The sequence below is a fragment of the Nocardioides sp. SYSU D00065 genome (assembly GCF_017916425.1).
In the GTDB taxonomy this organism is placed as follows: Bacteria; Actinomycetota; Actinomycetes; order Propionibacteriales; family Nocardioidaceae; genus Nocardioides.
The window spans coordinates 174,797-198,712 of sequence record NZ_JAFMSX010000004.1; the positions used below are offsets into that span (position 1 = coordinate 174,797).

Genomic DNA, 23,916 nt, shown 5'->3' on the forward strand with positions numbered 1-23,916 from the left:
CCGGACAAGGCACCGACATGTCGACCCCCGCCTCCACGCCCTCCTCGCGCCGTGGGCAGATCATGCAGACCTACGAGATGGCCAAGCGCAGCGACCCGCGCCTGGGCTGGATCATCGTGGGCACGTTCCTCGTCGGGGCCGCACTCGGCTTCGGCGTCATGTGGGTGCTGCCGGGCGACGGCCTCGTCGGCTGGATCATGGCGGTCGTCGGCGCGCTGCTGATCGGCATGCTGTTCGCGCTGCTGGTCTTCGGCCGCCGCGCCCAGAAGGCGGCGTACACCCAGATGGAGGGCCAGCCGGCCGCCGCCGCCGGCGCGCTGCAGATGCTGCGCCGCGGCTGGAAGGTCGACCCGGTCGTCGGCTTCACCAAGCAGCAGGACGTGGTGCACCGCGTCGTCGGCCCGCCCGGCATCGTCCTGGTCGGTGAGGGGACCAGCGCGACCCGCGTGAAGCAGCTGCTCGTCACCGAGCGCCGCAAGCACGAGCGCGTCGCCTACGGGGTGCCGATCCACGAGGTCGTGTGCGGTCGTGGCGAGGGCGAGGTGCCGCTGCCGCAGCTGGTGCGCCACGTGCAGAAGCTCGGCCGCTCGGTCAAGCCCGCCGAGATGACCGACATCCTGCAGCGCCTCAAGGCCCTCGACGCCCAGCGCGGCAAGCTGCCGCTGCCCAAGGGGCCGATCCCGACCTCCATGAAGGGGATGCGCTCGCAGCAGCGCGGCCGCTGAGCGGGCCTGCCGGCGTCGCCCTCAGAGGGTGACGGTCCGCGTCCCCGCAGCGAGGTCGTGGAGTCCCCGGCCGCCGAAGGTGAGCAGCGGCGGGACGAGCAGGCCGACCAGGACCTGTCGCAGCAGCGCCTGCAGCAGCGACACCGGCCGCGGGCTGCCGTCGTAGCGGACGACGCGCAACCGAGTGGCGAGCTTGCCGAACGAGCCGCCGGCGACGGCCGTGAACAAGGCCGACTCGACGACGAAGAGGCCGAGCGTGCCGAGACCGTTGGGGTTGCCCGCGACGACGCCGGTCGCGACAAGCCCCTCCACAACGGCCAGGCACGTCACCCAGTCCACGAACAGGGCCAGGATGCGCCGCGCCCAGGTGGGCTCGCGGAGCTCGGGTGTTACGGCGTTCGACACGCGGCCAGCCTAGGAGGGGCGCAGATCGTGGCCAGCACTCGGCCACCCGTAACACGCCCGAAACAAACGGGATACGGTCAGGAAACTGCTCGCGCCTAGCGTGGCGGCCACGGTGCAACGAGGCCCCGTTCCGTGACGCTGCAACTCGACGTGCGCTCGCCGCCGTCAAGGAGGAACCCGAATGTTCAACAACTCCGATGAGCTCTTGAAGTTCATCAAGGACGAGGGCGTGGAGATGGTCGACGTCCGCTTCTGCGACCTGCCCGGGGTGATGCAGCACTTCACGGTGCCGGTGTCCTCGTTCGACCAGAGCGTCTTCGACGACGGCCTCGGCTTCGACGGCTCCTCGATCCGCGGCTTCCAGGCCATCAACGAGTCCGACATGTCGCTGTTCCCGGACCCCACGACGGCGTACATCGACCCCTTCCGCCGCTCCAAGACGCTCAACGTCAATTTCTTCATCCACGACCCGATCACCGGCGAGGCCTACAGCCGCGACCCGCGCAACATCGCGCGCAAGGCGCTGGCCTACCTCGACTCCACCGGCATCGCGGACACCGCGTACTTCGCCCCGGAGGCGGAGTTCTACATCTTCGACAACGTCCGCTACAGCACCGGCGTCAACGAGGGCTACTACCACATCGACTCGGTCGAGGGCTGGTGGAACTCCGGCAAGGACGACGGCGACAACAAGGGCTACAAGACGCGCCTCAAGGGCGGCTACTTCCCCGTCGAGCCCTACGACCACTACAGCGACCTGCGCGCGGACATGGTCAAGAACCTGGAGGCCTGCGGTCTCCAGGTCGAGCGCGCGCACCACGAGGTCGGCACCGCCGGCCAGGCGGAGATCAACTACCGCTTCGACACGCTGCTCAAGGCCGCCGACGACGTGATGAAGTTCAAGTACCTCATCAAGAACACCGCGTGGGAGCAGGGCAAGTCGGTCACCTTCATGCCGAAGCCGATCTTCGGCGACAACGGCTCGGGCATGCACGTGCACCAGTCGCTGTGGAAGAACGGCGAGCCGCTGTTCTTCGACGAGACCGGGTACGCCGGCCTGTCCGACACGGCCCGGTGGTACATCGGCGGCATCCTCAAGCACGCGCCCTCGCTGCTGGCCTTCACCAACCCGACGGTGAACTCCTACCACCGCCTGGTGCCGGGCTTCGAGGCTCCGATCTCGCTGGTCTACTCCTCGCGCAACCGCTCCGCGTCGGTCCGCATCCCGATCACGGGCGCGAACCCGAAGGCCAAGCGCGTCGAGACCCGCTTCCCCGACCCGTCGGCGAACCCCTACCTCGCCTTCGCCGCGCTGATGCTGGCCGGCCTGGACGGCGTCCAGAACAAGACGGAGCCCGCCGCCCCGATCGACAAGGACATCTACGAGCTGCCGCCGGACGAGATGGCCGACATCGACCAGGTCCCGACCTCGCTCGGTGCCGTGCTGGACGCGCTGGAGGCCGACCACGAGTACCTCACCGCCGGCGGCGTCTTCACCGACGACCTGATCGAGACCTGGATCCACTTCAAGCGGACCCAGGAGATCGCCCCGGTGCAGCTGCGGCCGCACCCGCACGAGTTCGAGCTGTACTACGACATCTGATCCCGGGTGAGTGACACCCAGCGGCTGAGTGCCAAAAACAACCCCTGACCTGCGAAGACGTCTTCCAACGTCTTCCATTGTCGGGGGTTGTTTTTCGCTCGCGCGTGGCCCGTGTGTGGCCCGGGCAGAGCGCGGGTCACTGTGACCCAGAAGGGTGTCAAGTCCGAACTCAGTCGTCGACGGGTCAGCCGACTACCTTCCACGCCGGGAGCGCACGCCGGCGACGCGGGAGCGCGAACTGTCACCACCGCGCCGCAGGCTGGTCACGGATTCCCGAGTCCGCCGATCATGGATCGAGTTTGCGTGCTCCGCACAAGCCGCGATCAGATTGTCGAAGCGGTACGCACCACCTCGCGCGGCAGCAACCCGTAGCAATGGTGTCAATTCCGAAACGCGTGCACCCCGGTCACACCCATCCACCTGGCAGTGACCGTCCGCGCGGGCGAGAACGCAGTACCGAAGTCGTGTGGTCAGTCGCTTCGCGAGAAATGGCACGCCGACCTGCCAGCATGGTAGTTGGCCCTTTCCGAGGTTGCAGTCCCCGCAAAGCAACTGGAGGTTCCCCAGTTCGTCGGCGCCGCCCAAGGCCAGCGGCTCGATGTGGTCAACATGTGGCTTACTGGCCTGGTCCAGAAAGCGGCCGCATGTCGCGCATCGATCATTCTGCTTGCGTTCGAGATCGATCCGCTCGGCCTCCGTGATGCGCCGCGCGCGCCCAGAGCGCGTCGTTCTGTCCACCTCTTCCGCCGTCGGCGTTCGACCGAGGATGTCGCGGAGGAACTCAGCGACTTGTCGGTCCGACAGCAGGCCGTTCGGCTTCGCTCGGAGGTAGGCCCGCGCCTGTGCCTCGGCCAACTTCTCGGCGAGGAAATCGCCCACCTCATAACCAAGGTCGCGACACGCGAGCGCTAGTCGCTCCATCGTGTCGTTTTTGGCGGTCACTTGCCCCGCGCAGCCTTCATGTCGAGAGCGACGCTCTCCCGAGCCAGGAACCCAGAGAGCGCAGTGATGTCTTGGTTCGTGTTCTGCCTGCCGGAGATGTCCTCCCGCCAGTGCTTCTTCTGGGTTGCTGTCCCCGCGGCGGCTGCGGCGTCTGTCCACACCACCTTCGTGGAGAGCCGGCCCAGGCTCGCAAGCAACTTTGCCTTCGTCTCGTCTGCGCCGAGGTCCTCCCCGTTGGTCAGATAGCCCTGCATCTTCTCCACCAGCACCTGGGTGACTGCGCGGAGCCCCGCTCCATGCATCAACTTGGACTCCGACGGCTTAAGGCCCCAAGCGTCAGGCCACGTATCGCGAACCGCGCGGAACCCGTCAGCCACGATCGCGGACAGGGTCGCCGCATCGCCGGTCAGGTCCTCGGGTAGGCCGCGGCGGAAGGAGGCAACGATCCCGAAGACGCTGTTGTAAACCACTACCGTTCCCGCGGCCTTCGACCCGGGGTACTTCACGATGTCGTAGAACGGCGAGTCGGTGTCGTCAAGCGCCAGGAGTCGCACCACCTCAGCGGTAATCTGCTCGTCCTTGAGATAGCCGGGAGCCTCCTCCATGGAAGCGAGCAGAGCCTTCGAGAAGTCCGTCGAGATCTTGACGGAGTCGTTCGCCACCTGAAAGACACGCTTCGCCTCCTCGTCATTCGCGACCACGGCGCTCACGCCGAGATCGATGAACGCGAGGTCCTCGACGCCAATCAAACTCAGGGCCGCCGTCCGTTGCTGACCGTCCACCAGCAAGACGGACTTCTCCTCGTCGAATGCCGCCCGACGCCACGGGAACGACATCTCCACGATCCTTGACCGCTGAACGACCGCCCCGTTGTCGCGCACAACTTCCTGAAACTCCTCGAGTGGACGAATCACCACAAACGAATTGGGCGTGTCGTCGCCAACTTCCTCGAGTACATCGAGGATCTGGGTGCTCTCCTCGAGCATGACGAGAAGGACCGGGTTGGGCACGTGAGTTCCGGAGGCAACGCCCTCGCGGATTCGCCCTACGTGCGCCTTGATCTCATCACGTTGCTGCCCAGTGCCAGCTAAGGCATCGAGCCGATCGATACGGGCCAACCCGCGTACCAGTCGTCCCTCGATGGAGAACTGATACCGACTGCTGCCGTTGAGGTCTTCCGATTGCAGTGCGGTCATCGTCAACCGACTGGCACTCGCCTCAGCGCGACGGAAGAGCTTAACGCCGGGAGCATCAAACGGCCGCTGCGTCTTCTCTGAGGCTTCAAGGAAGCTTTCGCCGACCAGGACATCAAGTGCATCGGAGAATGTGTGCGCCTCGGCGCCATCGCCCCACAAGTCCGCGAGATCGTCGGCCGAGAGCAGCGGGTCACCGAACTCAGTGAAGACAGATCGGATGAAGTCACCCGCCGTCAGCGCAGAATCTTCTCGCAGAGTAGCTGCGTAGCCGCGCTCCTCATCGGTCAGGCTGCTCATCAAGAAGTCGCGCATGGCATTCCTCTCGGTCCCTTGCGGGATCGGGTGTATTGGACCTCAGAACCCTAGCGAGTTGCCATCCGACTCGTAGAGATTTCAAGGGCCGACCATGGCTTGCCCCGCCACTGGATCGGTCAAAGCGCCGTGTCCCCCCAAGCGGGCGCCGACCAATCGGACCACCATCAAGCTCGCACAGCGCCAAGGCACCAGTCCCGTCACGGCCGCCACCGCACATCAGCAACAGCGTCGTGGCTGTGGATGCTTTCGAGGTTGCGGACGCTCACCGCGTGGGCGACGCCGCGCTCGCCGCGCGCGTCCCCGTGGGTAAGCGGGCACCAGCTTCCGCGTCGATCTAGTTGTACGTGTGCGAGGAAGATCTCCGGGCGAGTACCCACCGTCGCCCCAGCCAGTAGATCGCCAACGGAAGAGCGGTGGCCCAGAGGACCTTGCCGACGAACTGGCCGCCCACGGTCTCAAGAGTCAACGGGAACCCCGCCAGGGACAAGAAGACGAAGGTGTCGATTGGCGCCGAGACCACATTGGAAACGAGGGCGCCGCTGATAAAGCCCTTGGTGCGCCTGATCGGCTCGTAGACGATCAGGTCAACCAGTTCGGCGCTGACAAACGCGACGGTCGAGGCCACCGCGAGGGCGGGCGACGAGAAAGCCCACGAGATGGCCCCACCGAGTGTGATGGCGGCGATCGCCCAGCCTCGGCCACCGAATCGGTGGACGAAATCGCGCGCCAAGAGTGCAAAGCCAGCGGCGTACGTACCTGCTGTGACAAGCAACCCGAAGCCAACGGACACGAGCCCGAATTGCTCCGTGACGATGTTGGCCAGAACTACGGCCGTGACGTAACCGGCAACAGAGACACCGAGAGCGAGCCCGGATCGCTTTGCTTCGTCCTCTACCAGCGCTTCGCGCTCCAGGTGCGTACTCACTGGTCTCCTCCGCGGTAAGTGCATCCGGAGGTGCAGGTCTCACGCACCCGAACCTCCTTGAGGTTGGGAAGCACTGTCACGAGGCGATCCCAGATCCACTTGGCGAGCACCTCGCTCGTCGGGTTTTCGAGGCCGGCTACATCGTTCAGGTAGTGGTGATCGAGTTGTTCCTCAAGCGGCTTGAAGGCGGCTTTGATGTCCCCAAAATCCTGGACCCACCCGGTCTGCTCCCCCACCGGCCCCGAGACGTGGACGGCAGCGAGGTAGGAGTGGCCGTGCAGTCGAGCACACTTGTGCCCTTTCGGCACGTGTGGCAGTCGATGCGCAGCCTCAAAGGTGAACTCGCGGAAGATCTCAGATTCGTAGCTCACGGGATTCCTAGGTGCTTATGGGTCTGCAGGCTGAGCTGCCAGAGGGGGTGGTCAAGGCAGAACTTCACGGCGAGTTCCGTGTTTGCGACAACGTCTGGGCCATCCATCGGCTGAACGCGAAAGCTCTCGAAATCAAGGTGCTCGAAGGCAGTCGGGTCAACACCTCCCTGAGGCACGACAAACTTGAGCTCGTGGCCCTGTTCAACGACGAGTTGCGATCCGATCTTGGGACTCACGCAGAGCCAGTCGATGCCCGCTGGCGGGGAGATTGTCCCGTTCGTTTCGACTGCAATGTAGAAGCCGAGTTCGTGGAGCGCATCCACGGCCGGCGCATCCAACTGAAGAAGCGGCTCTCCACCGGTGCACACGACCATAGGCCGGCCGCCACCGCCGGCCGGCCACTTGGCCGCGATTGCCGCAGCAAGTTCGTGAGCGTCCGCAAACTTGCCTCCGCCTTCCCCATCAGTCCCGACGAAGTCGGTATCGCAGAACTTGCAGATGGCGCGCGAGCGATCGGCTTCCCTGCCAGTCCACAGGTTGCACGAGCTGAAGCGGCAGAACACGGCCGGGCGACCGGCGTGGGTGCCTTCGCCCTGCAGCGTGTAGAAGATCTCCTTGACCTTGTACGTCACTCAGTCGCCTCCTGATATCGGACTGGGTCAGCGAGGCCCGCGTCCGCGAAACCGCGCAGTCGCAGGAGGCATGAGTCGCAGTGACCACATGCGCGCCCGTCCGCGTCGGGGTCGTAGCACGACAGTGTGAGCGAGTAGTCGACGCCGAGACGCGTCCCGAGTTCGACCGTCTGCGCCTTGGTCAGGTTGATGAGCGGCGTGTGGATCTTGACCGCGTTACCCTCCACGCCCGCTCGAGTCGCCAAGTTCGCCATCTGCTCATATGCCGCGATGTACTCCGGGCGGCAGTCCGGGTAACCCGAGTAGTCCAAGGCGCTGACACCGATGAAGATGTCCGTCGAGCCGATGACCTCGGCGTAGGCGAGCGCGAATGACAGGAACACGGTGTTACGCGCCGGGACGTACGTGATGGGGATCTCGCTGTCCGAGAGTTCGTCGGCCGACCCGTGCTTCGGCACGTCTACGTCGGCGGTGAGCGCGGATCCGCCAAAGACTCGGAGGTCGATGTCACAGACCACATGCCCCGCGGCGCCTGCTCCAGCAGCAACCCGGCGTGCTGACTCAAGTTCAACCACGTGCCGCTGGCCGTAGCGGAAGCTGATCGCATACGGCTCGAAGCCCTGGTCCTTCGCGACGGCCAGGACTGTTGTCGAGTCCAGACCTCCACTGAGCAGCACTACTGCCTTGCGGCCCATTTCTCCACCTCTCCACTACGCGCTGGCCATGTGAGCTCCGAACGCGGAAACTGCAAGGTAGAGTAGCCGCAACCGAACCGCAGTTTCACCATCGAGGGGTCATGTCGCATCGAAAACTGACGATCGTGGTCACGTGCACAGACCGAAAAGCGGTTGCACCGCCCGAGACGCTGAGGGCCAGGACCCTACCCGCCGGCACTGTCGGCGAGAGGGCTGCGGAGTGGCGAGCACGCCTGGAGGCCGAACCGCCGGTCGGCCGCCTGCTCGATCTCTACAAGGGCGAAACCTGGACCCAGGCAAAGCGCCTGGCAGCAACCGCTCGGTCCACGGGCTGGGAGCCCGACGTTTTCGTGGCGTCCGCGGGCCTCGGCTTGCGCTATGCGGAAGACACTGCCCCGAGTTACGCGGCGACCTTTGCTCGACGTCAGTCGGACTCGGTCGCCACGCGGACCAGCGATGCCAGGGTTTGGTGGGATCTCCTCCCTCACGGCAGCGAACCCGCCGTCGGCCGTCCGGCGATCTGGGTTCTCTCCGAGACTTACGCATCAGCCATGTCGCAGCACCTGCAATCGCTCGACCCCGAACTTGCAGTGGTGATCGGCGGAGCGACCGACACACCGGATACTCTGCGCGTGGCCTCCGATCGCAACCTGCGCGCAGCGCTCGGTGGCACCGTATCTAGCTTGAACACCCGGATGGCCATCCGATGGTTGGAGTTGGCCGACGGCCAATCGGTCACTTCCCATGTGGTGCGTCAGACTTGGGCAAACTGGGCTCAGGACGCAAGCCAGGTCGAGCGCTACGACCGCCGTCCTGTCTCGGACGACGCCATCCGCGTTCTGATTCGCGACATGCTCGCTCAGCACCCCCGTTTGTCGAAGTCCGGCGCGCTGAGGGACCTGCGTGCATCCGGCATCGCATGCGAGCAGCGCAGATTCTCCGGACTGTTCGAGGAAGTTTTCACAGCATGAGTGAACTGAAGTGGCTTGAACGGCGAGCGCTGAAGGTGCTCCAGGGCGGAGACATGCCGCTGTACCTGTTCACGCTTGCTGCCGAAGAGATCGACCTAGTTGCCGACGTTGCTCGGATCGGGCGCGATGAGGCTGGGAAGCTGATTGGCTACCAGCGGCCGGAGAAGCAGAAGCACGTGAAGCAGATTCAGGAGTATCTGGACTCGGAAGACCCCTTGTTCCCGAACGGGCTGATCCTTGCATTGCCACCAGAGGTCCGGTGGAAGTCAAGTCGCGGGCCCTCCACGAGCGACGGTCTTGCTGTGTCCGGCACGCTGGAGATTCCGATCGCAGCAGACGTTGACGGTCCGCGTCCTGCCTGGATCGTCGACGGCCAGCAACGCAGCCTGGCGCTCGCGCGAACCAGGAATCGCCGGCTTCCAGTCCCTGTAGCTGGGTTCGTTGCACCGACACTGGAACTGCAGCGCGAGCAGTTCCTACGGGTGAACACTGTGCAACCCCTACCGACCGGGCTGGTCACGGAACTCCTGCCTGAGATTGCTCGGGTGCCGTCGGCTCGCATGGCAACGCGGCAACTCCCATCCGCCCTCGTCGACATGCTGAACCAGGACAGCGAGTCGCCGTTTCAAGGAATCATCCGGCGAGCGTCCACCGCTCCCGACGACAAGAAGTCGACGTTTGTCACCGATACCAGCCTGATCGAAGCAATCCGCGAATCCATCGAGTCGCCCTCTGGCGTCCTCTTCCCCTATCGCAACATCGCCACCGGTACCACCGACACGGAGGGCATCCGGCGCTCGCTAATCGCCTACTGGGGAGCCGTTCACGATGTCTTCCACGACGCATGGGCGAAACCCGCAACTGAAAGTCGCCTGATGCACGGCGTAGGGATCAGAGCGATGGGTCGGCTCATGGACCGGGTCATGACACACGTGCGCGACGACGACCCCAACGCCAGGTCGGCTGCAGCGGCGGAACTCACCCTCATCGTCAGTCATTGCGCTTGGACCGAGGGGTCCTGGGAAGCGCTCGGGCTTGCGTGGAACGACCTGCAGAACACCCCACGTCACATCAGCGCACTTTCGAACTTCCTTGTGCGGACGTACCTCGCGGAACGGACCCAGCGCAAGTGAAGTTCTTCTTTCCCGACAGCCAAGATTTGGTCAGCCCGGCATACGACTTCATGCGCGACGAGTACCCGGCGCACCGCGTCCGTCAGCGCGACGACCGGTACGCGCACGAGGTTCTCGACCATGCGCCCTATCACGGCATCTTGGTCAGCAAGTCCATCGTGGACGGATCCATCAAGGGAGCTGGCAAGTACACCACCGCCCAACGCGCCAGGATGCATCGGATGGGGGTTCACAAGTTCTTCCGGCTCCCACCCGGTGTAGAGGCGTTAGGCGACAACGGCGCGTTCAACTACATCGACGAACCGACTCCCCCGGTCACCCCGGCGCAGACCCTCAGTTTCTACGAAGAGTGCGGATTCGACGCTGGCGTTAGCACCGACCATGTGGTTTTCGGTTTCACCGAAAGCACCGATGGAGAAGACGCTAATCCCGACTGGGAAGACCGACGCAGGCTGACGCTCCGACTCGCCGAAGAGTTCATTTCGCTGTGCCGCGACCGCGCCAGTGAAGTCGAACCTGTGGGCGCGGCCCAAGGATGGAGCCCGGCGACCTACGCTGACAGCGTTCGAGCCCTGCAAGACATGGGCTACCGACGCATCGCTCTCGGAGGCATGGTGCCGCTCAAGACGCGGGAGATCCTTGCCAGCCTGCAAGAGATCGGTGCCGTGCTCAAGGCCGGCACCCATCTGCACCTTCTCGGCATCACACGCGTCGATTCCATGGATGATTTCGCGGCCCTCGGCGTAACCAGCTTCGACAGCACGTCAGCGTTCCGACAGGCCTTCATGGACGACCGCAAGAACTTCCACACCGCTGATCGTGCCTACGTCGCGATTCGCGTACCGCAGGTCGACGGCAACCCGACGCTAAAGCGCGCGATCCTTGCCGGCAACGTCAGTCAGAAGGAAGCGATCATCGCCGAGCGCGAAGCGCTTAAGGCGCTGCGGGTCTACGACGGATCTGTCGCGTCCCGGAGGGCGTGCCTCGACCGACTCGACGAGTATCGAGTCATCTGCGGCACCAAGAAGTCGTACCGCGATGCGTATGAGGAGACACTCACCGCCGCGCCCTGGACCCGCTGCGCCTGCAAGATCTGCCGCGACCACGGGATCGAGATTGCGATCTTCCGTGGGACCGAACGCAACAAGCGTCGCGGGTTCCACAACATGTCCGTGCTAGCCACAAAGATGGCGCAATTGAAGTCTCACAGGAGCACCAATGGCTGACCGCTACGAACTTCGACTGCCCGCCTTGCGCATCAGGCAAGGGACGCAGTTCATCTACACCTTCGGAGTAGATGGCAAGCGGATCCACGACTTCGCGACCGTCAGTCGGGTACATCGAGAAGACATCACCCTGCAGGGCTACCAACGTCCCGAGGTCCTCAGCCACATCAAGGCGATCCGTCGCTACCTAGAGTCCGACGGTGCGATGCTCCCGAACGCCGTGGTCGTCGCCTTCGATGAACGCGTCACCTTCGTTACGAGCGAGTCGGCAAGCACGGTTGATTACGTGAGCGCAGGCGAGCTCGTGATCCCCGTAGACGAATCGCTTCCCGAAGACCAGAAGCCGGCCTGGCTGGTGGACGGCCAGCAGCGCAGTGCGGCCATCCGCGATGCCGACCTTGCAGAGTTCGCGGTAGCCGCTGTTGGTTTCATCGCGCACGGCGAGGCCGAGCAGCGCAGCCAGTTCATCCTCGTCAACAACACCAAACCGCTCCCCAAGGGCCTGATCCACGAACTGCTCCCAGACACCACGGGCCACCTCCCGGCCAGTTACGCACGCAAGCAGTTGCCCGCAGAGGTCTTGACACGCCTCAACTTCGGCAATCGATCGGCGGGCGCACCCTTTGCCGGACGGATCGCAACGCCGACGATGGCTGACGGTTACATCAAGGACAACAGCGTCCTCAAGATGATCGAGAACAGCCTGTACGACGGCGCGCTCTACCAGTACCGCGACCCCGACGACGGCACGGGCGATGTCGACCAGATGGTGCTTCACCTCAACTACTTCTGGACCATCGTCCAGTTGACCTTCCCGGAGGCGTGGGAGCTCTCCCCGGTTAAGTCACGGCTGACGCACGGTGCGGGCATCCAGGCGATGGGCTACGTGATGGACGCGCTCACGGACGGAGTGCCAACGGCCGAACTGGCAGGGATGCATCTCGAGTTGACGCTGCGACGTCTCGGTGAGGTCTGCGCGTGGACAAGCGGTTCGTGGGAGTTCGGCGGGGACCAGCCCAGGCGGTGGAACGGCATTCAGAACACCCCGAACGACATCAAACTCCTTACCAGCCACCTGCTCCGCGCGCTGCGCTAAGGCTCCAGAACTTCCTCGAGTGCGCGGAGAAAGCCACTGACGCCTCGTTGGCGGGGAAGCACCTGACGGTCCTTCGGCCGCACGGCGTCGATTGCCCCCGTCGCCTGATGGGCGGCGTGCCACGTGTCGACGACCAGTTCGTCCGCTCGCTCGGCGAGTGATCGAAGCGCTTGGGTCGCGACCGTGTCGCTGTTTCCGCGTACCTCCCGCGGCTGGCAGAGCTTCCTCAGACGGCTCTCCAGTGCAGCAGCGGCCCTGGGCAGCAGGGAGTAGACGCCAATGAGTTTTCCGTCGAGGGCTGCCCACACGTCTCGCTCCTCGCTGGGAGGCTCAACATCGAGCGCCGGCAGGCCCAGGTCCGCAGCAAGCCCCTCCACCTCAATGCGCTCGCGGAAACTCAAGCGTCCAACGTGCTGTCGAGCGCTGTTGATGATCGTGGCTGCCGACGCCGTTCGCTTCGCGTCATCTGGACACGGCGAGTCTGCGAGACCTTCCAACACGCTGACGCACCACGTAATCGCCTTGGGGGAAGCGATCCGCACCCAGATTTCGGTCGTCAGGGTCAGGATGTCGCCGTACTCCGAGGCCGTTGGTCCCACGTCAAGCCACGCGGCGAACAGGTCCAGGTACGCCAGACGCACCATCTCACTGAAGTTCTCCTGGGCCGACAACAGCACGAGCACGGCCTGACAGAAGTCGTTCGTGGAGCCCGCTGCCAGGGAGCGGGCGGTCTCCTTACAGAGGAGGTCGGTTGATGCCCGAAGTTGATCAGCGTTGACTCCGTCCGACGCTTCGAGCAGTGCGTCGCAGAGTTCGGCAACTTTCCCCGCCTCCAGGCTCGCAACTGGAGCCCAGGAATCGGCACTGTTGCGAGCAACGGCACCGGCGTCCGACCAGCGCGTGTCGGCAGCAAGCCGTGACGCCCACTCGACCCAGCCTGGACAGGCGTCGTCAACCAACTGCTGGAGTTCTGCGAAGTCCCTGCGCCCGTGTCGGCTGAGCGCGAGCTCGCCGCGGTCGACGAGTTCGCCGACAAGCGCGAGCACGGTTGGCGCCGACGTGGAGATTCCAGAGTCGAGGACGGCCTGCAGAGCCAGTTCAGCATGCTCGGCCGATGGCTGCTCGACGAAGTGCGCTGTCACGTCAGCGTGGCGACCATCGCGAAATGCGGCGGCGACTGGGTCCACGGCTTCTGAAGCCGGAGGCTCATCAGGGCCAACGGCGGCTATCTCGCCGCCCTCGACTTCCGGGGCGGCGACCAGACCTTCCAGGCGGTGCCGTTCCTCCGCGTCACCTGCGCTATCCAGGAGTTCCTGCAGCCAGTCAGTGTCGCTGTCTGCTTCTGCAGCAAGCGAGCACACTGCGCGGCCCTCCGGAGTCGACGGCAGGCGCACCGACCGCAGCAACGGACCGAACTCATCAAGTACTCCGCGCGCCGCGAAGGCTGCCTTCGCGCTTTGGTACTCGGGTCCGGCGAGTTCCGCCCACCAGATCATCCGAATCAATGTCTCCGAGATGGCACGCGGCCTGCGAGCCTGGAGCAGAGCGCCGATATGCGGCATCGCTCGCATGTCCGCCCAACGGCCGAAGGCAGCGAAGTACTCGATGCGTAGGTATCGAAGGTTTTCAGCGCTGACGCGTCCGTCAAGCGCGATCCGATCTATCAGTTGTCGCGCCGTAACGTCATCTCGCGCAAGGAGTGCCAATCGAAAGTCTCGTAGCAGGTCGGCACTTGTGGGATTGATATGCAATGCGACCGCCTCCCTGCCGACAACGGAGGCAACCAAGTCCTCGAGCCGGCTCAGGAGTCGCTCGGCTGCCGGCGGTCCTTGGTCAGTCCGACGGATGTAGGAGGCGCGTGTCAGACCGGTTGCCTGCCAATTGGACGGCAACTCGCCCCGCAGTCGAGCTTCAGGAACAGTCTCCAGCGAGGCGACGGCTGGACCGAGAAATGCGAACACTACTTCTCGGCCTCGTCGCTGGCCCTCGCTGCTGTCGCTGAAGAGGTGGAAGCCCGACGCCCAAGGAACCACAATCCAGTCGTTCGATGCCGGACGGAAGGCCTTGACCTGGGCGTCAACCAGACCCTCAACTCGATCAGTGAAGGCGCCGAAGCGACCAAGGTCGCCGACCAGTTCGCCAATGGCCTCGTCGACTCTCACAACACTCCCCCGAACCGATCGAAGGCATCCATGCGGGCCTGTGCGACGTACGCGGAATCGGTCCGGAGGTCGATGAACTCTTCTCGGACCTGGATGCCGTTGAAGGTGATGTTCATGCTGCCGGCAAGGGCAAAGTCGTCGCCCGTGAGCGCCTTGGTGTGGAGTTGATTGGACGTGTCGACTGCGATGGCGACCCTGTCGCTGACCCTGAAGTCGTCAGACAGCAGGCGAAGTCGCTCGAGAAAGCGAGTGTTGTGGGGATCTGTCGTCGTCCCGATGACGACGTGCGCACCGGCGCCGGCAAGTGCCACGAGAATCTCGGCCAACCGGACCTTCCGCTTGCCATAACGAGCCAGCACATCGAAGTTCCCAGCCGAGTTGTCGAGGAGTTCGACATCCGACACCCACGGCGAGACCAGCCAAAGACACTTGCTTGGGCAAGCAAGTTCGGCGCTGAACAGGCCAGCCAACAGATCCGCCGCTTCGGTCGCGCTAGCGCCTTGCGACTTGCGGATCACGCGATTCACCACGACTCCCGGAGCATGAGTCGCGCCTCGACTGCCGGGCCACGATCGTGAACGCCCAGCACCTCCGGATAGCACCACAGCGGTCCCACTTCCACGGGGACCGTATGCAGGTCGATCAGTGCCGTTCGTAGGACTCGTTTATGGGCTGCAGGCACGCGGACGAGCAGTTCGCCGTGAGTACGCAGGCGCGCATGGGCGCCGGCTCTGATCTCAGAGTTCCAATCCTCCATCTCAAGGGTCTCGACCGGCGAGTGCCAGTGCTCCCGCAGTAGCTCAATCGAGCCGTCCAGGTGGTCCGAGTACGGATTGAACGCGCGTCGTGAACGTGCTGCCCGCCCCCATGGCCACAAGACGTTTGCTACGGCTCGCGCACGGCGGGCTTCCTCGGGTGTGTCAAGGTGCAGGAACGAGTCAGCTTCGGTACGCCGACACAGCAACGCTGCCAGGGTCCGAGGCTCAACCGCGAGCCCGCTGCGATCCTCCGCAGCGTCGCGTGCGAGCAGCCACTCGCGCAGTTCCAAGAGGAAGTCTGCGTCCGCCCCTGGCCCCGCGAGTCGAGTGGAGAGGGCGACTCGCGCCGGATGTTCGAGCACGAGGCCGGCGTCGGTGATCGCCGCATCCAGAGCGGTTGTGGCCTGGCGAACGGCGTCGTGACCTTCCGCCCATGCCCCTGCCAATCCTGCGACGGCCGCACGAACGTTCGGAGCGTCGGAGTCGATGACGGACCGAAGTTGCTCGTCAAGAAGTTCGACGTCAGTCACCCGGAGTGCGTCCGCAACGGCCATTGGCAACCGTTCCGGCTCCTCGATCAATCCGAGCGTAAGCGCCTCAATCTGTCCGGTCCCGCCGGGCGATTGCTCCGAAATGTAGAAGCCGCCGTCCTCCTCCGGGTCGAGATCAACCAGAAGGTCGTCGGCATCGACTCCACCGCTTGATCCGGCGAGCGCATCGAGCAGGACGTGGGCGGTAGCGAGGGTGAAGCGGCGCTGACTCCAGGCCATCCATTCCTCTGAACGCTCCGCCGACCGGGAAGCATGGAGATGGTCTCGAAGCACGTCGGTGATCGCCGCGTCGTCGAGCCAGATTGACAAGGTGCCCGGGTTTATAGGGTCGAGAACCCCGATTGTCGTCGCGGCTTCCCGCAACTCGGAGGCAAAGAGTCGACTGTCCGGCTCCCCGGCCTGCCACTCCCAACCTGCAGCCACAACCTCCGTTGCGTCGGCGAGACTGGTGCGGTCGAACTCGGTCAGCCCTTCGGGAAAACCTCCGTCCGACGCGATCAACTCACGCATCCATTCTGTTCGTTCGACTGGCGTGGGCGGCCCCTCCATGCGTGGAAGTCGGACCCGGCACCGCAGCGCATCGGCGTGAATCTCGACGCCAACCGCCGTCCCTCCCGATGGATCCGCCCCGGCGGAGTCGAACCGAATGCGCCTCGGCGAGGCCTGCCCGTTCATCCATAGGACCCCGTGCCCGGATTCTGCGAAGCGAACCACACGCACGCCGCCGCCCTGACTGTGCAGGTGGGCCGTCGCCTCAACGAAGAAGCTCCCCACCGCACCGGTGAGCGGCAAGTGGGTGCCGACTCCGAGCGGAGTGGCATGGAAGATCCAGTCTGCACGCATGGACGATGCGTCACTGATAGCAAGGTCGACCGGGTCCAACGAAACGCGACTCGGCGCGAAGACCCTAGTGGTACGCCCGTTGACGACGACGTCATCCAGTGGGACGCCACCGAAAGTCTCGACATCAACAAGGTGCGAACCATCAGTGGCCAAGGTCGACGGCAGCGCTACCCAGTGCCGCTTGTTCGTCGCCCAGACGCCGAAGTGGCGCGACACGTTGCCCGGCAGGAACTCGCGAATAGCCCGCAACGCCGGAAGGTGCTCGACGACTACCTCTCCCCTCGCCCACGGCACTTGGAACTCGACGTCGGGCACGAGCAGGTCGTCGAACAAGTTCCCTGGCACGAAGTCACGAAGCGGCGTGCGCGTACGAACCCCAGCATCGTCGGAGGCAGGACGCTCGCTCGCCCATTGGTCCCTGAGGCGTCGCCGGAGTGTAGGAACAACAACCGCAAGAAGCGGCCGCGGTGACTCCCAGAGAATCTTGTCCAGAGTCACGTCTGCAACGGGACCATTGCCGAGCGATAAGCCTCGTCGCAGGTGGCGGATGAGAGCACCTCGCTCCGGACCATCCCGCAGCAGAGCGTCGAGAAGGCTAGCCAAGCGAGCTTGACGTTCCTCCGTTCTCGAGAGCCACCTTGGGTCCCTTGCGAGCATGTCCGCCGGCCCGGCGCTGTCACCCCATGTCGAGTCGCGCCGATAGTTCAGGCGTTCAGCCAACCAGTCCAGGAGGCTATAGACGGCTTGGATGCGCTGAACGTAGAGGTTCTCGAGCGGTAGGGATCGCGGGGGTACAACAGGACTAAAGAGCGCGTCGTACGCATCCCATGCCTCCCGATCACGACCCCAGTCGCTGAGGACGACCACCGTCCACGGCCGCGTTGCGGCGTTTCGCCCGGCGCGTCCCTTTCGTTGGAGGAACTGCGCGACATCGTGGGGGGCCTTGTGCTGCAGAACGGCGCCCACACGATCGTCGTCGAAGCCAACCTCGAGGCTGGCAGTAGCAACCACGACCTCCGCGTCCGCTGCAACACCACTGTCCTGAGAGCTCGTGCGGCCAACGTGCTTCTGCACGTCACCGTCGATCTCGTGACCGAGTAGCTCGGGGAGCCACCAATACTGGCCGTCATGGTCACGCAACGACACGTCTTCCCGCCTGCCAGCCGGTAGCGCACTCTGCGCCGACGAGCGGAGGTGCGCGAGCGTCAACGGGCTCGCGATCTGGCTTGCCCTCCCCGGCCAAGCCCACCCCTCGGCGTCGAGCAGGTCCCAGTAAAGGCGATTGGTCGTATCGAGTTTGTCAGTGAAGGCGAACAAGCGGCTACCGAAGATCCCGTTGGAGTCGACCGGCGGGTTGAACGGATTGCCCACCATGGGGTCCAACGTCCGCGACAGGACCATCGCGGTTTGAATGGTGGTCGACAAGGTTCCCGTGCTGCCATGTGGGTTGTGCCGGAGAGCCACCAAGTACTCGGCGCCAGACTCCTCCAGTTCCGAGGCCTCCGGTTCGACCACGGTGACCCGCCCTGCATCCAGATCGACGAGCCGAGCGAAGAATCCCTCGGCGTCCGCGAGGGTTGCCGATAGCCCAGCCCACAACGGGTCATAACCGAGCGCCTTGCGGAGACGTCGGAAGAGGTATGCGTTCTGAGCCCCAGTTGTCCCTTCGTACGTATGAACCTCGTCGAGCAGTACGGCGCGGAGGCCGTTCTGGGTGACCCCGAAAGCGCGGAGATTTCCTGGGGACGAGAGTTGACGGTTCAGCGATTCCGTCGTGCTGAGCATGACTCGAGGCGGATTGGCACGAACTGAGTCACGAGTAAGTCGCAGGAGGGAGCCTGGGACCTCCGTCCCGCATCCCGTGCAACGCAGCAACTCGACGTCTGCGCGGAGCTCGTTGTTGGGCCAGACGAGGACGCCGTTCTCGCAGTCGTCATTGGGGCATTGGAGGAACGGACAGACGAACCCGTCGGACACTCTGCGCCATGAGTCCGCCTGGCCCTCACGTACCAGCCTTGCCGACGACGGAGTCGAGCCGAACCAGGTACCGAGGGTGATTGGAGTCGCGATTCGGCCCGTTCCCTGTAGACGCAATGCGAATGCGACCAGGGCTCGCAACTGGTCCTTTAGTAGTTCGTTTCGCGGGTACAGGGCGAGCGCAAGGACGCCCTGCGGCCGAGTGTGGTTGTCGCAGATCCACGCGAGCATCGGCATGTAGAAGGCAAGGGTCTTGCCACTACCCGTACCGGCGGTGACTACAACGCCTGCGGCGTCAGTTGTCGCGAGCGCCGCAAGCACATGACGGGTCGACCGCTCTTGGAAGGCGGAAAGATGAGTGGGGGCCAGGGTCTGGAGCGCCGCGTTGCCTGCCTTGCCGAGCGAACCACCGACCGCCGCCATGAACTGCTTGGCCGCAATGTCTCGTCGTGGGCGACGCCGAGGTCGCTGGATGAAGCGATAGTCGAGGACAAGCGGTCGCCCGGACAGGATCGCCTCGGTCCGAAACGCCTGCCGCAGTGTCGCAAGAAGACGAACCGTTTCGGCGCTCCGCGATCGATACTTACCTGTCGGGGCCTCGACGATGAGGCCGAGGTCGACCATCTCGTCAAGAAGTTGTTCACCGTCGCCGTGGGCGGCGAGCAGTTCGATGAGTTCCTCTCGGCGCCAGTCGGCGCCCACCGCTCCCCATGCGAGGAGTTCGCCCTCACGGAGTTCGACGGCGGTGAGGGCCATCTGAAGTTGATCAGTCATGAGCACCCACCGGCGGTCCAGCGACAATCCTGAACCTGCCGAGCGCGCCATGCGAGCGCAACCAGTCGAGGACATCCGAGGTCAGGTTCTCGATAGATGCGCCTCCACGGGCGACAGCGGACAGGAAGAGCCGGACGCTTTCCGGTTGAAGAGAGTCCTCCAGTTGCTGGAGCGCCGTGCGAGCAGTGGTCAGTAGCGCAACGGACGCCGCCGACGGCAGCGAACCCTGAGTCCGAGCAAGATCAGCCAAAGCGTTACGCAGGCTCTCCGAGAGGCCGGAAATGCCTTCGACCTCGGACAACGTCTCAGACAGGCTCAGGAGGTCGGAAACATCACCGAGCTGCTGCGAGGCATGCGCGCCCCACCGCGCCTTAACCGCTGCGTCAACGTCACCTCGGAACCGCTCGAGACCCTTCATGGCACGAGCAAGCGGGCGCTCGCCCAAAGTCACCCCGGCCTCGGCGAGGTCCTGAACAAGATCAGGATTCGGGGATCGTCCCTCCCAACCCAGAGGTCGGACAACGGCCATAGCCTCAGCTAACCGGCGAAACTCCGCCGTGAGTTGCGACAGGTCGGCCCTCGCGTCGTCCAGGATCGCGAACTGTCGCTGGGCTTCATCCGCGTCCTTTGCAAGCGCAACGGCTTCCCCAGCAGCATCGATCCAGGAGACCCGGGACCCACTCAACGTAGTCACTTCCCCTCCCGACCGAACGACTTGGCAAGGTCCGCGACCTCACCTAGTTGCTTCGTGACCTCAGCGCGCAAAGTCGCCACGTCGCCGGCGTGGCCACCACCGCGCTCGGACTCCCGCTTGGTCTCGTCCATGGCACGCTTTACGAATCCGAGTGCCTGTCCGACACTTTCGAGCTCACGTATCGCGCGCTGGTTTTTCAGTACATCGCCAAGGTCATCACCGACCGTACCCAGGGACTCCAGATCGGGCGCGGCCGCGAGAGCGTCCACGGCGGAGCGGAAGTCCGCCCAACTACTTGCCTCTGCTGGCCGGAAGAAGCCGGCGTCTCTGGCCACGACGCCAACCTCTTCGGCAGCCCTCGCGACCTCGGCGGGCGTGTGACCCTCGAGGAGGCTCTCGACGAAGGCTTTCGCCGCCCGAGCTGAAGCGGCCGTGTCAGCGGAAACTGCACTCATCGCGGACAGCAACTTCTGGGCGCCCTGGGCAAGAACAGGATCAGCCTTCGCGGACACGACTTCACTCAGCGCCGCCTCCGGGACCGCGAGGAAAGACGCGATCGCCGCATCAAGTTCACGAGGGTCGACCAGCTGCGGCTGACCGCTCTCACCCTGTCGAACCGCTGCGAACTCCCCGACGTACTCGGCGACACGCAAGGTCGAAAGGATCTCCGCAGCGGCCTGGTCCGCAGAAAGCCACGCTTCACTTGGTCGCGGCCGCTGTTCGCCGACAGCGTTGACCACCGAGGAGGACGTCGCCAACACCGCATGACTACCACCGGCGGCGGCCAGCGCAACGGCACGCAGACCCACAGCTTGGCGCGCGAGCCGAACGCCTCCGGTGCTTTCGATGAACTGGGTCTTCACGTCTCGAGCCCACTGGTCGAGCCGGCACTCGAGTTCGACCATCAATTGTCCAGGATCGAAACCCTCGGGCCAAAGCCACTTGGCCCGATGAGGATCAAAGTGACCGTGATCCCGGAACCAACGGGCAGCGGCCATCACGCGCATGTCGGCGTCGTTGCGACCGAGTTCGATTCGGACAGCGTCTGATGCGGCGGCCACACGGCCACGTGCTCCCTCGATTGCGAACGACGTGACGCCGAACAGCCGATCCAGCATCTCCTTGCCCCGGCCACGGTGGACATGGATGAGCGACTCGTCCAACTGAAGGCGATCGACCGTGAGTTCGCGCAAAATGGTTCTGTAGAGGTTGACGTCGTCCTCCGGCAGGTCGTCCCCGACCTGCCACTGGAACAGTGGAAGCAGCGGGTTCGCGAGTTCCTCCTCCGCGGGTGGCGTAGGAGGAGGCGGAGGCGGAACGTCGACGGCCGGCCCCGAGGTTCCGAGCTTGAAGGCCTCGGCTATGCCCTTGGCCACCTGCGCCTCGTCACCCCAGATGACCAACGCGCGGTAGGTGCGTTCTGGGTCGGAGGAGGGGTTCCCGTCGAGAAGCGCCTGCTTCGCCTTACGAACTTGGAAGTCGAACTGCTGGCGTGTGCGGTCGTGGGGGTAGTCCCCAGCGCCGATGTGCTGATCTGCCTCCATGAGGTTGGTTGAAATGCACTCGTCGAGGACGTCACGCGGCGTCGGCGCTTCCCCTAGCCGAGCGACAGCTCGACGCAGCGCTGACGAGTTGTAGGGATACAGTCCGACGCTGCCAAGATCCTCGATCTCAACCGTTCCGAAGGCTGCATGACAGGTATCCCGCACGCGACAGGGTTGGCCCTCTTCCCGGGTGTCGCAAGCGTTGGACATCCAGGTCGATCCGACTCGATCGCGGGCACCGGCCCGGAGCTTCTGTGTCTCGTCTCTGCCGACGCGTACCAGGTTCAGGTAGCGGCCGACAAAGCTGGCAGCGTCGCTGAGCGCCGACCCCCCTACCCGGAACTCGTGCTCGACACGAGTTCGCACTGTCCGCTCCATACGAGCGTAGGCGCCGTCGGTCACGGCAAAGACCACACGCAGGGGCGCCAAGTCGTCGCCGGGCTGTGTCACAAACTGGTCATACAGTTCGCCGTCGACGAGGCCGAACTGGGCAAGATCTTCGAAGACAAGTATGAGGTCCTGCCCGGCGGACCGTAGGGCTTTGCGTGACTCGCGAAACAGCGAGTCCAGAGTCTCACCGCCATCCGTGCGAAGGCCCATCGTTATAGGAAGGGCGTTCCTCAACGCCTCGTCCAGCAACTCGATGGCATCGTCCGGTTCTCGAGAGATGATCTGCCACAAGTCGGAGAGTTCTCGGCGGCCGGCCAGTGCGGATCGAATTCCCCTCGCCTTCAGTGGAAGGTCATCGCGCGTGAAAATCTGGTCACTGTCGTCCCGCCGGGAGGTCTCGTCAAAATAGGACCGGACCAACTGGGCCAGACGTCCATCCGGACGGAGAAGTGCTTCCTTGAAGGCCGGAATCTCGAGCAGTTCAGCCAGTCCATCGGTCCGGCCGCCTGTCTCGTTGTCCTTCAGACCCAACATGCTGTTGCGGTCCTCACGAGCCTCGGCCTCGGCTTGGGTTTCACCGTCGAAGGGAGGGCGGTCCTCGAGTCGCCAATTGAGGGCGATCTTCATTTCGCCGACGAGTCGTTCCTGAAGTTCTCCGGGGCGGACGTTGGAAATCGCAGCATCCACCCGGCTCATCAGTTCGTCACCCTGGACACCTGGCAGGCCTTCGATGATTCGCCGCAGCAATTCACGAAGCGTCTGAACCGCCCGTGGCACGTACAGGACGCGGAATCGCGGATCGTCATCGGGCAGATGTGAGTGCACCCAACGGACCACATGGCTCTTGCCGCTGCCTGAGCCGCCCGTGACGGCAACCAGTGTGTTGCGTTCCAGGTCACCGACGCGGCTCGTGAGCGCGTCGAGGACTTGGGCCTCGCCCGCGAGCGCCGAGCCAATCTCGGCCCCCTTCGGGTGGTCGAGTTCAACCGGAGTGTGGGCGGCGAGGAAGACCGCGTCGGCATCGCTCGCGAGCGCGCCGATATCGGAGAAGACAGTGCGTGCGACGCCTTCGGCGGACCAGCAACGGAATCCCTCAAACGACGCGTCAGACATCTGCACCCCTCAGAACTGTGATACAGCCAATCTGCCTTGCGGACGAAGCCAGCCCGACCGTCACGACGTCAGAGGCGTCGTCAGAAGCCTCAAGTTTGAGAGCGCCCAGGCTCTCCAACTTGCGAAGACCCAACATCAGTCCGGGCGGCAATTCTGACCAATCAGGCCCGCCTGTCGGCAGCGCGGACAGGAGCGTTGCCGAGCCGAGGATCGGCAAGCGGTCCTGCAGACGACTCAGCCACTCCTTTGCGCTGCCGTACGCCGGCATCGACGTCAACTGGTCTGCGATCGCAGTCGTGGCATCAGGAATCAGCACCTTGGCGCTACCAGTATCCGCACGCCTCGCGAGTCCGAGCGCAACGGCCCACCGCTGAAACGGTCGCCACTGCTCGCTACGGTCGACGGCACCAAGCGTGCCAGACCGGACGAGTGGCTCAGTCGGCGCGTTCCACGTCGTTGGGATCGGCTTGAGCGGATCCTGTTGAAGGAACCACGTCAGCGCGACAACAAGGTCGGGACTCTTCCGCCCCAACTCGACTTCCTCCACTCCGTGCGCAGCGATGCGTCGCAGGAGTTCCCCCCGGAACGTTGACCATCGATCACCATCGCCAGCGACGACGCCACAAAGGTCGGGGGTCAGTCGCCACCTCCCGGACGCTTGGTCACGCTCGAGGATCCGCACTCCCTGTCCGACGGCCAGCGAAGCAGACAGCACCGGGCCCGAGTCGTCAGATCCAGCCCCTCGCGGCTTGAGCATCTGGAGGGATTCCCTCAGCGACTCCTCTGTGCGTCCCTCAGGGAAGTCACTTAGGTATCGGGCGATGACGAAGAGGCCCAAGGCGCTCGCCGTCGCATGTCCGCGGAAGAAGTCCATC

Annotated in this window: 19 protein-coding genes; 6 read left to right on the forward strand and 13 right to left on the reverse strand. The window is 64.4% G+C overall.

The genetic code is table 11. From position 1 onward, the window contains the following. The first annotated feature begins 17 nt into the window (after nucleotides 1-17). Nucleotides 18-725, forward strand: a complete 708-nt coding sequence (locus J3P41_RS16395) for a DUF4191 domain-containing protein (RefSeq protein ID WP_210651507.1) — start codon at nucleotides 18-20, stop codon at nucleotides 723-725. Nucleotides 726-746: 21 nt separating this feature from the next. Here J3P41_RS16395 and J3P41_RS16400 read toward each other — a convergent pair whose 3' ends face one another. Then, on the reverse strand, nucleotides 747-1,130 hold the full coding sequence (locus J3P41_RS16400) for an RDD family protein (RefSeq protein ID WP_210651508.1): 384 nt from the start codon (nucleotides 1,128-1,130) through the stop codon (nucleotides 747-749). A 181-nt stretch (nucleotides 1,131-1,311) separates the two neighbouring features. On the opposite strand from J3P41_RS16400, the gene glnA reads away from it, so the two are divergent. Beyond that, a complete protein-coding gene (glnA, locus tag J3P41_RS16405) occupies nucleotides 1,312-2,733 on the forward strand; it encodes a type I glutamate--ammonia ligase (RefSeq protein ID WP_210651509.1) in 1,422 nt (473 codons plus the stop codon). 192 nt (nucleotides 2,734-2,925) lie between these two features. Here the strand turns inward: glnA and J3P41_RS16410 are convergent, their stop codons facing one another. From J3P41_RS16410 to queC, 6 genes are all read right to left on the reverse strand, one after another. Next, nucleotides 2,926-3,675, reverse strand: coding sequence for an HNH endonuclease (locus J3P41_RS16410; RefSeq protein ID WP_210651511.1), 750 nt, complete (start codon nucleotides 3,673-3,675; stop codon nucleotides 2,926-2,928). Continuing rightward, nucleotides 3,672-5,183 carry a DGQHR domain-containing protein gene (locus J3P41_RS16415; protein ID WP_210651513.1) on the reverse strand — a complete coding sequence of 504 codons (1,512 nt, stop codon included), beginning with the start codon at nucleotides 5,181-5,183 and terminating at the stop codon, nucleotides 3,672-3,674. Before J3P41_RS16415 ends, J3P41_RS16410 begins: the two co-directional genes overlap by 4 nt. A 337-nt stretch (nucleotides 5,184-5,520) precedes the next feature. After that, the gene (locus J3P41_RS16420) at nucleotides 5,521-6,111 is read right to left on the reverse strand and encodes a VUT family protein (RefSeq protein ID WP_210651515.1); all 591 of its coding nucleotides are present in this window, start codon (nucleotides 6,109-6,111) and stop codon (nucleotides 5,521-5,523) included. Further along, nucleotides 6,108-6,482 (reverse strand): 6-carboxytetrahydropterin synthase QueD, encoded by a 375-nt coding sequence (gene queD, locus J3P41_RS16425; RefSeq protein WP_210651522.1) that lies wholly within the window; start codon nucleotides 6,480-6,482, stop codon nucleotides 6,108-6,110. Before queD ends, J3P41_RS16420 begins: the two co-directional genes overlap by 4 nt. Next, a complete protein-coding gene (queE, locus tag J3P41_RS16430; RefSeq protein ID WP_210651523.1) occupies nucleotides 6,479-7,114 on the reverse strand; it encodes a 7-carboxy-7-deazaguanine synthase in 636 nt (211 codons plus the stop codon). Before queE ends, queD begins: the two co-directional genes overlap by 4 nt. Beyond that, nucleotides 7,111-7,809 (reverse strand): 7-cyano-7-deazaguanine synthase QueC, encoded by a 699-nt coding sequence (gene queC / locus J3P41_RS16435; protein WP_210651524.1) that lies wholly within the window; start codon nucleotides 7,807-7,809, stop codon nucleotides 7,111-7,113. The genes queE and queC overlap by 4 nt, the downstream gene beginning before the upstream one ends. Nucleotides 7,810-7,910: 101 nt before the next feature. Here queC and J3P41_RS16440 point away from each other — a divergent pair, with 101 nt between their 5' ends. From J3P41_RS16440 to dbpB (J3P41_RS16455), 4 genes are read left to right on the forward strand one after another with little or no spacing between them, the layout of a single operon-like run. After that, nucleotides 7,911-8,780: a hypothetical protein gene (locus J3P41_RS16440; protein ID WP_210651526.1), complete on the forward strand. Its 870-nt coding sequence runs from the start codon at nucleotides 7,911-7,913 to the stop codon at nucleotides 8,778-8,780. Next, complete coding sequence (gene dbpB, locus J3P41_RS16445) at nucleotides 8,777-9,913, forward strand: DGQHR domain-containing protein DpdB (protein ID WP_210651528.1); 1,137 nt, start codon at nucleotides 8,777-8,779, stop codon at nucleotides 9,911-9,913. Before J3P41_RS16440 ends, dbpB (J3P41_RS16445) begins: the two co-directional genes overlap by 4 nt. Beyond that, a complete protein-coding gene (gene dpdA / locus J3P41_RS16450) occupies nucleotides 9,910-11,139 on the forward strand; it encodes a tRNA-guanine transglycosylase DpdA (protein WP_210651529.1) in 1,230 nt (409 codons plus the stop codon). The genes dbpB (J3P41_RS16445) and dpdA overlap by 4 nt, the downstream gene beginning before the upstream one ends. Continuing rightward, a complete protein-coding gene (gene dbpB / locus J3P41_RS16455; protein WP_210651533.1) occupies nucleotides 11,132-12,235 on the forward strand; it encodes a DGQHR domain-containing protein DpdB in 1,104 nt (367 codons plus the stop codon). The genes dpdA and dbpB (J3P41_RS16455) overlap by 8 nt, the downstream gene beginning before the upstream one ends. Here the strand turns inward: dbpB (J3P41_RS16455) and dpdD are convergent. The 6 genes from dpdD to J3P41_RS16485 form a co-directional block, all read right to left on the reverse strand. After that, nucleotides 12,232-14,397 (reverse strand): protein DpdD, encoded by a 2,166-nt coding sequence (gene dpdD, locus J3P41_RS16460; protein WP_210651534.1) that lies wholly within the window; start codon nucleotides 14,395-14,397, stop codon nucleotides 12,232-12,234. The genes dbpB (J3P41_RS16455) and dpdD overlap by 4 nt on opposite strands. Beyond that, on the reverse strand, nucleotides 14,394-14,915 hold the full coding sequence (gene dpdK / locus J3P41_RS16465) for a phospholipase D-like domain-containing protein DpdK (protein ID WP_210651536.1): 522 nt from the start codon (nucleotides 14,913-14,915) through the stop codon (nucleotides 14,394-14,396). The genes dpdD and dpdK overlap by 4 nt, the downstream gene beginning before the upstream one ends. A 5-nt stretch (nucleotides 14,916-14,920) precedes the next feature. After that, on the reverse strand, nucleotides 14,921-19,282 hold the full coding sequence (gene dpdJ / locus J3P41_RS16470; RefSeq protein ID WP_210651538.1) for a protein DpdJ: 4,362 nt from the start codon (nucleotides 19,280-19,282) through the stop codon (nucleotides 14,921-14,923). A gap of 10 nt (nucleotides 19,283-19,292) precedes the next feature. Beyond that, complete coding sequence (locus tag J3P41_RS16475; RefSeq protein ID WP_210651540.1) at nucleotides 19,293-19,718, reverse strand: hypothetical protein; 426 nt, start codon at nucleotides 19,716-19,718, stop codon at nucleotides 19,293-19,295. 272 nt (nucleotides 19,719-19,990) lie between these two features. Further along, complete coding sequence (locus J3P41_RS16480) at nucleotides 19,991-23,041, reverse strand: hypothetical protein (RefSeq protein ID WP_210651542.1); 3,051 nt, start codon at nucleotides 23,039-23,041, stop codon at nucleotides 19,991-19,993. Then, nucleotides 23,034-23,915: a hypothetical protein gene (locus J3P41_RS16485; RefSeq protein WP_210651544.1), complete on the reverse strand. Its 882-nt coding sequence runs from the start codon at nucleotides 23,913-23,915 to the stop codon at nucleotides 23,034-23,036. The genes J3P41_RS16480 and J3P41_RS16485 overlap by 8 nt, the downstream gene beginning before the upstream one ends. Between the last annotated feature and the right edge of the window lies 1 nt (nucleotide 23,916).

Coding starts and splice junctions, on each gene's coding strand:
- J3P41_RS16395 (WP_210651507.1), top strand. CDS start 18: ATGTCGACCCCCGCCTCCACGCCCTCCTCGCGCCGTGGGCAGATCATG.
- glnA (WP_210651509.1), top strand. CDS start 1,312: ATGTTCAACAACTCCGATGAGCTCTTGAAGTTCATCAAGGACGAGGGC.
- J3P41_RS16415 (WP_210651513.1), bottom strand. CDS start 5,183: ATGCGCGACTTCTTGATGAGCAGCCTGACCGATGAGGAGCGCGGCTAC.
- queC (WP_210651524.1), bottom strand. CDS start 7,809: ATGGGCCGCAAGGCAGTAGTGCTGCTCAGTGGAGGTCTGGACTCGACA.
- J3P41_RS16440 (WP_210651526.1), top strand. CDS start 7,911: ATGTCGCATCGAAAACTGACGATCGTGGTCACGTGCACAGACCGAAAA.
- dbpB (WP_210651528.1), top strand. CDS start 8,777: ATGAGTGAACTGAAGTGGCTTGAACGGCGAGCGCTGAAGGTGCTCCAG.
- dbpB (WP_210651533.1), top strand. CDS start 11,132: ATGGCTGACCGCTACGAACTTCGACTGCCCGCCTTGCGCATCAGGCAA.
- dpdJ (WP_210651538.1), bottom strand. CDS start 19,282: ATGGCCCTCACCGCCGTCGAACTCCGTGAGGGCGAACTCCTCGCATGG.
- J3P41_RS16475 (WP_210651540.1), bottom strand. CDS start 19,718: ATGAAGGGTCTCGAGCGGTTCCGAGGTGACGTTGACGCAGCGGTTAAG.
- J3P41_RS16480 (WP_210651542.1), bottom strand. CDS start 23,041: ATGTCTGACGCGTCGTTTGAGGGATTCCGTTGCTGGTCCGCCGAAGGC.
- J3P41_RS16485 (WP_210651544.1), bottom strand. CDS start 23,915: ATGGACTTCTTCCGCGGACATGCGACGGCGAGCGCCTTGGGCCTCTTC.